Annotated in this window: 9 protein-coding genes; 1 reads left to right on the forward strand and 8 read right to left on the reverse strand. The window is 62.4% G+C overall.

Going from position 1 to position 10,345, the window contains the following annotated elements:
* On the reverse strand, nucleotides 1–1,726 hold a 1,726-nt coding region (locus VIM98_RS04165), incomplete at its 3' end, for a hypothetical protein (RefSeq protein WP_331991835.1).
* 45 nt (nucleotides 1,727–1,771) lie between these two features.
* On the opposite strand from VIM98_RS04165, the gene VIM98_RS04170 reads away from it, so the two are divergent.
* Entirely contained in the window at nucleotides 1,772–2,515 is a 744-nt protein-coding gene (locus tag VIM98_RS04170) for a response regulator (RefSeq protein WP_331991836.1), read from the forward strand.
* Here the strand turns inward: VIM98_RS04170 and recO are convergent, their stop codons facing one another.
* From recO to VIM98_RS04205, 7 genes are all read right to left on the reverse strand, one after another.
* A complete protein-coding gene (recO, locus tag VIM98_RS04175; protein WP_331991837.1) occupies nucleotides 2,516–3,232 on the reverse strand; it encodes a DNA repair protein RecO in 717 nt (238 codons plus the stop codon).
* Nucleotides 3,233–3,384: 152 nt separating this feature from the next.
* Entirely contained in the window at nucleotides 3,385–4,326 is a 942-nt protein-coding gene (gene era / locus VIM98_RS04180; protein ID WP_331991838.1) for a GTPase Era, read from the reverse strand.
* Between the two features lie 131 nt (nucleotides 4,327–4,457).
* Nucleotides 4,458–5,108 carry a ribonuclease III gene (gene rnc / locus VIM98_RS04185; RefSeq protein WP_331991839.1) on the reverse strand — a complete coding sequence of 217 codons (651 nt, stop codon included), beginning with the start codon at nucleotides 5,106–5,108 and terminating at the stop codon, nucleotides 4,458–4,460.
* A 14-nt stretch (nucleotides 5,109–5,122) separates the two neighbouring features.
* Nucleotides 5,123–5,503 carry a DUF4845 domain-containing protein gene (locus VIM98_RS04190; RefSeq protein WP_331991840.1) on the reverse strand — a complete coding sequence of 127 codons (381 nt, stop codon included), beginning with the start codon at nucleotides 5,501–5,503 and terminating at the stop codon, nucleotides 5,123–5,125.
* A gap of 161 nt (nucleotides 5,504–5,664) precedes the next feature.
* Nucleotides 5,665–6,534 (reverse strand): signal peptidase I, encoded by an 870-nt coding sequence (gene lepB / locus VIM98_RS04195; RefSeq protein ID WP_331991841.1) that lies wholly within the window; start codon nucleotides 6,532–6,534, stop codon nucleotides 5,665–5,667.
* A gap of 97 nt (nucleotides 6,535–6,631) precedes the next feature.
* Nucleotides 6,632–8,422 carry a translation elongation factor 4 gene (gene lepA / locus VIM98_RS04200; protein WP_331991843.1) on the reverse strand — a complete coding sequence of 597 codons (1,791 nt, stop codon included), beginning with the start codon at nucleotides 8,420–8,422 and terminating at the stop codon, nucleotides 6,632–6,634.
* A 286-nt stretch (nucleotides 8,423–8,708) separates the two neighbouring features.
* Nucleotides 8,709–10,202, reverse strand: a complete 1,494-nt coding sequence (locus tag VIM98_RS04205; protein WP_331991842.1) for a DegQ family serine endoprotease — start codon at nucleotides 10,200–10,202, stop codon at nucleotides 8,709–8,711.
* Nucleotides 10,203–10,345: the final 143 nt, after the last annotated feature.

Below are 10,345 nucleotides of genomic sequence, written 5' to 3' on the forward strand. Positions count from 1 at the left end.
GGCTGATCTTGCCGCCATCGGGCGCTATCAGGGAGGCGTTGAAGGCGACGGGATTCCAATTGACCAGTCGTAACTGATCGACCTTGCCATCCATGCGTCCGGTGATGTTGCCGAAGTCGAACACGCCGGTCATGACGCTCAAGTCCAACCGGCTCAAGCGAATATTGCCGCTGAAGACTGGCGAGGAGCCGAAGGGCTGCTGCAGCGATAGCTTGGTCATGTCGACGAAGCCATCGAAGACATTGACGCTAAGCCCGCCTTCGAATTCGAAGCGGTCGTCGATCCAGCGCAGTCCCGGCACGGCACCACCGAGCGTACCGGCGAATTCCGGCCAACCGACGGCGCGACTGAAAGCGGCCATATCGATGCCGGTCAGGACCAGCGACGTATTCAAGCGCTCGCCCTTGCCGGCCGCAGGCCGCCAACTCAGGTCGCCGACGCGCAGCTTGCCATTCAACACCGGAATCTCGACGGCCCGTTGCAAGGCCAGCATCCCGCTCCGGCTCTGCCAGCGCGATTGCAAGGGGCCGGCGGCAATCTTGTAGAAGGTCAGGCCATGCCAACTGAGAGACGTGGCTGGCCGGTCGCCTCGTACGTTCCAATCCAGCCCGCCGTGCAGCCCGGCGATCGCCAGGCGACCGTCGGCATCGGCCGCGTCGAGCCCATCGGTGTCGAAGCTGAAGCTCTTGAGGTTGCCGCCTGCCAGATCGAGTGCGGCATTGAGCTGGCCCTGGATGCGCACGTCGTTTAGACCCAGCGTCGCCAACCACGCCTGACCGTAACGCTGGTACGCCGCCGGAAAGCGCGCCTGCATGCGATCCAGTGTGAAGCTGTCGAGTTCGCCCTTGGCGTCGAAGCCAAGCGAGCCGTCGATCTGCAGCGCGTCGGCATCGGCTACGCGCAAGCGATCGATGGTAAAGCCGTTCCGGTGAGCCTGTGCATCGATACTCAATTGCACGGCGTGGTCTCCGGGCAGGCGCGCATACACCGGCCCCAGCAGTAGATCGCCACCGCGCAGGCTGGCTTCCAGGCCGAGCTTGGCCGGGCCGCCGGTGGTGTCCAGCGACAGTCGCCCATTCCCGCCTAGCCCCTGGCCGGCCAGCTTTCCGCCCGGGGTATCGAAACCGACCCCATCGAGGCTGAACTGGCCAGACGTCTGGATGCCTTCGTCATAGGTATCGAGCGCCAGGCTGGCATCGACCCGGCCTCCCGTGGGCTTGCCGGACCAGACTGTGCCCAACACCCCCTGCAGCCAGCCGGCCGGCATGGCGGTCAGATTGATCTGCGCATGGCTGGGCTGATCCAGCGGCAGCGCACCGCTGACCTGGGCCTTGCCTTGGGTCAAATCGATCGCCAGTGTATTGGCAGCATCGTCGATCACCAGGGCGATCTTGGCATCGCTAAGCGCATTGCCGGGAGCGTTGCCGACCTGGATGGAGCCGGAAAACAGCCAGCGCATCTCGGTGTCGCGCTGCAGGGTGCCGCGCAGGGCCAAGCCAACGCGGCGCCAGCCAAGCGCTGGCAAGTCGGCTTTTCCGATACGCAGATTGAGTTTGATGCCGCCCTGACCGTCCTCGCCGAGCTGGGCCTGCAAATCCTGTAATTTCAATCCCGCTACGGCAATCTGCTTGGCCTTGAGCAACGTATCGGCGTGCGCCGGCACGGCCAGACCGAGCCCAGCCAGAAATACCCATAGGAGCAGGAAGCGGTTTAATGCGAAACTCATGACCGCGCCATTTTGCCAAAACAAGCTGAACGACACGGACCTGTCATGCCGCTATCGATTGAAAACCAACGCCAGGGACTTGCGCCGGACACCCAAACTCGCGTACTGGTGGCCGACGACGATCCGGCCAGCCTGTTGTTTTTGACCGAAGCTCTGCGCGCACTCGGACTGGACGCGGTCGGCTGCACCGACAGTGCCAACGCCGCCGAACGAGCCATCGCGGAGCCTTTTCAACTGCTGATGCTGGACTGCCGTATGCCCGGGGGCGGCGCCGAATCGATACTGCACCGTGTGCGCGATGCCGGCTGCAATACCTTAGCCGTGGCCACCAGTGCCGAATTCGATGAGCCTACACGGCAGCGCTTGTATGCCTGCGGGTTCCAGGATCTGCTCCTCAAGCCGTGCCAGCAGGCCGACCTGCGACGCATAGCCAGCTTGGTCGATCCGACGCTCGCCGCGCAGGACGTGCTCGACGATACACAGGCCATCGCCAGCAGTGGGGATGCTCAGGTCATGCAGGCGCTGCGCGGACTGATGCGTGAAGAACTGCTGCAACTGGAGCGCGAATGGGACGGCATGGCACAAAACCCTGCACGCCTGCGCGAACGCCTGCATCGCCTGCTTGCTTCCTGCGGATTCTGCGGCACGGCCCTGCTCGCTGCGCGGACCGCATTGCTGCAACAGCAGTTGGTGGGAGGTCAGGTGCCCACGCCCGGCTCCATCGCTGGCTTTCGGTCCGCGTTACGCGCGACGATCGATGCGTTGCAGGATAGCGTCCCGGTACGCTGATCAGCGCTCGCGCGCTCCCAAGCCACTGAACACGCGCCAGGCACGCAGTTCTCCGCCATTGAGATAAAAGCGGATGACCTCGCGCATCATGCCCCGGAGCGCGGCGAGGCCGGCAGTATCGGGCGTGCGATCTTGTGCAAGCGCCAGGAGATCGCTGCCACGCAAGGCGGTTGGCGCGTTGGGCAGGCAAGGCATGGGGCCGAGCTCCACCTGGTAACGATAGAACCGCGTCGTATCGACCGGCTCGCCGCTTTCGCCTTCGAATTCCAGTTGTAAACCGTAACCCAAGGCTTCAAGGAGATCGCGTTCGAAGCGGCGCAAGCTCCAGGCCAGCGGTTCGTTGGCCAGGCGCGGCAGTGCAAGTGCGTAGGCATCGAACAGATCCGGCAGCGGATCCTGCCGGCCCGTCAGCCGGACCACTAATTCGTTGAGGTACAACCCGGCCAGGTTGGCGTCGCCGGTCAGTCGCAACGGCGCTCCCACTGCCTCGATACCTCGCATCGTTGCCAGCTCGCCGCGCAACTGGAGATCGGTTGTCAGCGGCTGGAACGGCTCCAGCAGGGCGCGTTGCAGTCGTGCCTTGCCCTTCTCGCTACGCACACCGCGCGCAACCATGCCGATTCGACCCAGATCCCGCGTAAGACATTCGAGCAGAAGCGAGGTTTCGCGATAGGGGCGCGCGTGGAGGATGTAGGTGGGCTGTTGGTCAAGGAGCATCTGAGTGAGGTCGCTCGCCGTGAGGCCGCCCGCTGCGCGGGCTGTAAAGAGTAAGGGGGAAAAGCAGGCACGGCCGGGACTCTTCCTCCTTACGTTTCACAGCACCGTAGGTGCGACCTCACAACCCGTGCAAGGGACGACTTTACTCATTCTCACTCATACCCAAATCGCTTCAGCATCGATTCGTCGTCCACCCAACCCTCGCGGACCTTCACCCACAGCTTCAAAAACACTTTGCGCTCGAACACGCGCTCCATGTTGCGGCGGGCGCCGCTACCGATAGCCTTGAGCTGGGCGCCGCCCTGCCCGATGACGATGGCCTTCTGGCCGTCGCGCTCGACCCAAACCACGGCATGGATTTCGGCGACGCCGTCCGGACGGTCGGTGAATTGCTCGATTTCAACAGTGGTGGCGTACGGCAGCTCCTGGTCGAGGCGCAGCATCAACTGCTCGCGCACCATTTCGGCGGCAAGGAACCGCTCGCTGCGGTCGGTGACTTCGTCTTCGCCGTAAATAGGCGCCTGCACGGGTAAGCGCTTGAGAATGCCCTCTTCCAGTGCCTTGAGGCCTTTTTCCTTCAGGGCACTGACGTAGTAGACCTCGTCGAAGCTGTGACGCGCGACGAGGTCGGCGACGAACGGCAGCATCGCACTCTTATCCTTGGACAGGTCGACCTTATTGATCGCCAGCAAGCGCGGCACCTTCTGCTCGACCAGGGCGTCGTACAAGGTCTCGTCCTCGTCGGTCCAACGGCCGGCTTCGATGACCTGCACGATCAGATCCACTTCGCTGATCGCCGATCGCGCGGCGCGATTGAGGCTGCGGTTCATTGCGCGCTTGGCGCCTCGATGCAGGCCGGGCGTATCGACGTAAAGGATCTGCCCCGCTTCGCTGGTCGAGATGCCCAGAATGCGGTGGCGAGTCGTCTGCGGACGTGGACTGACAATCGATAACCGAAAGCCGATCATTGCGTTGAGCAGGGTGGACTTGCCCACATTGGGCCGCCCCGCCAGGGCAACCAGGCCGCAGCGGAAATCGTCGTGCGGAAGCTCGGGCGCGCCAGCGGTCTGGAAATCATCGTCGTTATCGTGCATCGCTTGCGTGCCTGTTCGGTCGGCGGGGCGGATGGGCGCCCGCGAAAGGGTAGGTATTGTAAGTCATTGAGGCTGGCCGCGCTTTTGGAGCGCGACTTATCAGGTGACAAGGGCCGAGAAGGGCCGAGCCCCTACCCCTCCAGCAGTTGCCGCAGTACCGTCTCGGCCGCGTCCTGCTCGGCGGCCCGGCGACTGCCGCCATGGCCTTCGGCGCCGATGGGTCGCGGTTCGGCAATGGCGCAGAAAACGTCGAAGGTCTTGGCGTGATCTTCGCCATGGGCCTCTTTGAGCTCGTAGAGCGGCAATGGCAGACCTCGCGCCTGCAACCACTCCTGCAAGCGGGTCTTGGCGTCCTTGGATGAGCGCGGAATCGAAGCAACGCGCTCTTGGAACAGACTGCGCACGACCTCGCGGCAGGCGGCAAACCCCCCGTCCAGGTAGACCGCCGCGAGCATAGCCTCCAGGGCATCGGCCAGGATGGAGTCGCGACGGAAACCACCGCTCTTGAGCTCGCCCGAACCAAGCTTGAGGCGATCGCCCAGCTCCAACTCGCGTGCGATAGTAGCCAGCGTCTGGCCGTTGACCAATTGCGCACGCAAACGCGACAACTCGCCCTCGCTCGCATTCGGATGGGTTTCGTAGAGCATCTCGGCGATCACTACGCCCAGCAGCGCGTCGCCGAGGAATTCCATCCGTTCGTTATTGGGCTTGCCGGCACTGCGATGCGTCAGTGCCAGCTCGGCCAGCGCCGGATCGTTAAAGCGGTAAGACAGCTGGGTCAAAACTTCTGGACTCGTTATTCGCCGACGTTACCCTGCAAGGTCACGCTTTTCTCGAAGTGCAGCAGGAAATCGATGTTGTAGAGGAACGGAATGCGCTTGTCGTAAGCCACCTTGAGCTCGGCGGCGTTACCGTGACGCTCCATCGTGATGTCCTTGGGCGTGACAGTGGCATCGTCGACGTACTGGAAGCCCATCTTGAAGATCAGGTCGCGGCGTACTTCTTCCATCGACTTGCCTTCCACGCCGGAACTGGCGACCTGGTTCATTGCCTTGGTCACGCCCATGAATTCCGTATAGGACGGAATCAGCTTCATCGCCATATAGCCGAAGAAGCCGATCACGATCAACACTACCAGGAACCCGATGAGGGTGATGCCTGCCTGCTGCTTTTTCATGTGTCCCCTCGCTTAAGCCGCTTTGCAGCGGCCGTACCCCGTGTATGACCCCACTCGCCGGCGGCCGAATGACCGTGCCCGCCGGACGAGTGCGATTCTGCCCGCAGTCGCGTGTCCGGTCACGTGCCCTGGATCGCGTTTGCGGCAGTCGGTCGCCGCGATCAATGAATAAGCGTACCGATGCGCTTGAGATCGCCGATATTGAGCCATACCAGGAACGCCTTGCCGGCCAGGTTCTGCTCCGGCAGACAGCCCCACCAGCGGCTGTCGGTACTGTTGTAGCGGTTATCGCCCATGACCAGGTAGCAGCCCTGAGGGACGACCGAAGGCACCTTGTCGTTGGGTAGCGGCGGTGGCGTGTTGTAGGCGGGCATGCGGGCCACCTTGTGGGTGACCTGACCGAGGTGCTCGTTCCATACCGTGGCGCCCATTTCCAGCATCAGGCGGGATTCCTGCTGCTTGGGATCGCCCACATAAGGGCCGATCAGATCAGCGGTCACCGGCTCGCCATTGATCAACAGCTCGTCGCCATGCATCTCGACGCGGTCGCCCGGCAAGCCGATCACGCGTTTGATCCAGTTCTGGTTCTCGACCGGCGCATGCGGATTGGCGCAAGTAATGTCGCCACTGCGCACCATGGTGTCGCCCTCGCGGCACAAGTAGCCGGGGAAGCGGAACACCACTACATCGCCGCGCTGCGGTTCGCCGGTGGAAAGGAACTTGTTGTTGAATGCCGGCAGGCGCAAGCCATAAGCAAACTTGTTGACGAGGATGAAGTCGCCGACGTCCAGCGTGGGCATCATCGAACCGGAAGGAATACGGAACGGCTCGGCCACGAACGAGCGCAGCAGCAACACGACCAGCACCACCGGAAACAGGGAACGCGACCAATCGACCAGCATCGGCTCGCGTACTTCGCCACCCTTGGCCTCGGCCTTGCGCGACTTATAGAAAAACAGGCGATCCAATAGCCAGACCACGCCGAAGAAAGCGGTCAGGCCGAGCAATATCGCCGAAAAATCAAAATCCATGCATGGCTCCCGGTAAGGCGGTCAATAGTAAACGGTCAATGGCACGCAGGAGCATCGGCGCGCTTCCCTTGCCCGGTTACTGTTTACCATTTCCCACTTATTTGTCGACCTTCAGCACAGCCAGGAAGGCTTCCTGGGGGATTTCCACCCTACCGACCTGCTTCATGCGCTTCTTGCCTTCTTTTTGCTTTTCCAACAGTTTTTTCTTACGACTGACGTCGCCGCCGTAGCACTTGGCCAGAACGTTCTTGCGCAGAGCTTTCACGGTGGAGCGTGCGATCACCTGGGCACCGACCGCCGCCTGGATGGCCACGTCGAACTGTTGGCGCGGAATCAGGTCTTTCATGCGCTCGACCAGGTCGCGACCGCGTCGATCGGCATGGCTGCGATGCACGATCAGACTCAACGCGTCGACGCGGTCGCCGTTGATCAGCACATCCACGCGCACGAACGGACCTGCATCGAAACGCTCGAAGTGATAATCCATCGAGGCATAACCGCGCGATACGGATTTCAGACGGTCGAAGAAATCCAGCACCACTTCGGCCAGCGGAAGCTCGTAGCTGATCTGCACCTGCGTGGCCATGTACTGGATGCTACGCTGCACGCCGCGCTTCTCCTCGCACAGCGTGATGATGTTGCCGATATAGTCGGGCGGCGTAAGGATATTGGCGACGATGATCGGCTCGCGAATTTCCTGCACCTGCGGCGAACCGGGCAACTTGGCCGGATTGTCCAGCAGCATGATCGAGCCGTCGCTCTTGAGGATCTCGTACACCACCGTCGGCGCGGTAGTGACCAGATCCAGGTCGTATTCACGCTCCAGGCGTTCCTGCACGATTTCCATGTGCAGCATCCCCAGGAAGCCGCAGCGGAAGCCGAAGCCCATGGCCTCGGAGCTTTCCGGCTCGAAGAACAATGCGGCATCGTTCAAACGCAGCTTGTCCAACGCTTCGCGCAGCGCCGGATAGTCGTCGGCCGAGACCGGAAACAGACCGGCAAACACGCGCGGCTGCATCTGCTGAAAGCCCGGCAGGGGCTTTTCCGCGGGCTTGCCAGCATGCGTCAGCGTGTCGCCGACCGGCGCGCCATGCACATCCTTGATCGCGGCATTGAGCCAACCCACCTCGCCCGCACCGAGGCGATCGAGTTTCTTGCGCTTGGGTGTGAAGACGCCTACTTCGCTGACTTCGTGCGTGCGGCCGGTGGACATCACCAGCAACTTGTCGCCGGGCTTGATCTCGCCCTGCATGACGCGCACCAGAGAGACGACGCCCAGGTAGTTGTCGAACCAGGAATCGATGATCAATGCCTGCATCCGATCGGTATCGCCGACTTTCGGCGGCGGGATGCGGGTGATGATCGCCTCGAGCACTTCGACCACGTTGAGACCGGTCTTGGCACTGACCGCTACCGCATCGGTGGCATCGATACCGATCACGGCTTCGATTTCGCCTTTGACCTTCTCGATGTCGGCCGTGGGCAGATCGATCTTGTTGAGCACCGGTACCACTTCCAGGCCCTGCTCCACCGCGGTGTAGCAATTGGCGACCGACTGGGCTTCCACGCCCTGTGCGGCGTCGACGACCAGCAGTGCGCCTTCGCAGGCGGACAGTGAGCGACTGACCTCATAAGAGAAGTCGACATGGCCAGGCGTGTCGATGAAATTGAGCTGATAGGTTTTGCCGTCGCGCGCCTTATACGGCAGCGACACCGACTGCGCCTTGATGGTAATGCCGCGCTCGCGCTCGATCGTATTATTGTCGAGCACCTGCGCTTCCATCTCGCGTTCGGTCAGGCCGCCGCAGATCTGGATGATGCGATCCGCCAGGGTGGACTTACCGTGATCGATGTGGGCAATGATGGAGAAGTTGCGGATCAGTTCCATGGACAACGCTGATGGTCGGTGCTCCGCCGTGTCCTGGAACAACGGCAGCGTGCCACCACGGTGGTAGCACGAACTGGACATTATCGCATGGATCGGGGGTGAGCCGGGGTGGCGTCTCAGGGAGGCCGGACCTGAGGGAGCGCCTGCGGCGCTCCCTCACCCCGCCCCTCTCCCCGGCGAAGCCAGGGGGAGGGACCCTGACTGAGGCAAGCCTCAATATTTCGCACTTGCGCGGACGGCGTCCTCTCCCCGGCTTCGCCGGGGGAGAGGTCGGGGCGAGCAGTCATTACTCGCTATCGTCGCTACCCGGTACCGTCAAACCGATAAACTGGCTGCGATCGTCACGGCGCACCAGCAGCAAAACGGTGCTGCCGGCCTTCACGCCCTTGGTTGCTTCACGGAACGACGCCGCACTGCTTACCGGCATCTGGTTGACGCGCAGGATGACGTCGCCCGAGCGCAAGCCAGCCTGAGCTGCAACACGGCCCGTCACATTCGCTACCACGACGCCCTCACCTGCTTTCAAGCCAAGTTGCTTGCGCGTATCGGCGTCGATATCCTGTACGGTCAACCCCAACAGCGAAGAACCGGCGCGTTCGCCCGGCTGGCTGCCCTTGCCGCTACTGGACGCCAACGCATTTTTGTCGCGCGGCAGCTCGCCGACGGTAACCGGCACATCCATTTTCTTGCCGTCACGCAGGACCTGCAACGTCGCTTTGGTGCCGGGCGGCGTGATGCCGACCAGCGGCGGCAGATCCGATGCCTGGTTGATGCGCTGGCCATTGAATGCGAGCACGACGTCGCCCGCATGAATGCCGGCCTTCTCCGCGCCGCTTCCAGCGGTGACATCGCCGACCAATGCACCATTGGCATCGGGCAGTTTGAGTGCCTTGACCGCTTCGTCGGTCAACGGCTGTACTGTCACGCCGAGCATGCCACGCGAGACGAAACCATGCTCCTTGATCTGCTTGACCGCGTTCATCGCTACGTCGATCGGAATCGAGAAAGCAACGCCAAGGTAGCCGCCGGTGTTGGAATATATCTGCGAATTGACGCCGACCACCTGACCCTGCAAGTTGAACAAGGGGCCGCCGGAATTGCCGCGATTGATCGGCACGTCAGTCTGAATGAACGAGGTATAGGGCTGATCCTGGTTGCCCAGGTTACGGCCGATGGCGCTGACGATACCTTGGGTGACCGTATAGTCGAAGCCGAACGGCGAGCCGATGGCCAGCACCCACTGCCCAGGCTTGAGCGCGCGCGAATCGCCGATACTCACCGCAGGCAGGTTGCTGCCCGCATCGACCTTGAGCAACGCAATATCGTATTGCGGATCGCTGCCGACGACCTTCGCGGTCAGTGTGCGGCGATCCTGCAGGCGCACCGTCACCGTGTCGGCGTCGTCAACGACATGCGTGTTAGTAATGATGTAGCCGTCGTGCGAAATGATGAAGCCGGAGCCGAGCGAGGTACGCGCCTGCTCTTCGGGCGACGGCATCATCGGCATGCCGAAGAACCGCCGCAACAAATCGTCCGGATCGTTACCGTCGCCATCGTCCGGCGTTTGCTGCTGCCCGGTGCGCGGCATCTTGCGCGGATTGCGCTTACCGCTGTACTTCGCCTCGACATGGACAACCGCCGGTGCGTTCTGCTGCACGATACCCGTGAAATCCGGCAGGCTGCCTGTAGCGGCGGGGGCGCTCTGCGCCTGCACACTGCCCATGGACGCCAGCCCGACCAGGGCGCAGCACGCCGCGGTGCGCAAGATGACTCGACTCATGCGGATATTCCTCCTGTTTTTAAAGACACGGCTTCGCGGCCCGCAAGCTTGCCAGCGAAGGCACGACTCATGAAAGAACCTGGAAGAGGTGCCGCGACGCATGCCGCAGCACCGGAGACGACGGCAATTGCCGCCGCGTCATT

The sequence above is a fragment of the Dyella sp. genome, assembly GCF_036568765.1.
GTDB lineage: Bacteria > Pseudomonadota > Gammaproteobacteria > Xanthomonadales > Rhodanobacteraceae > GSA-30.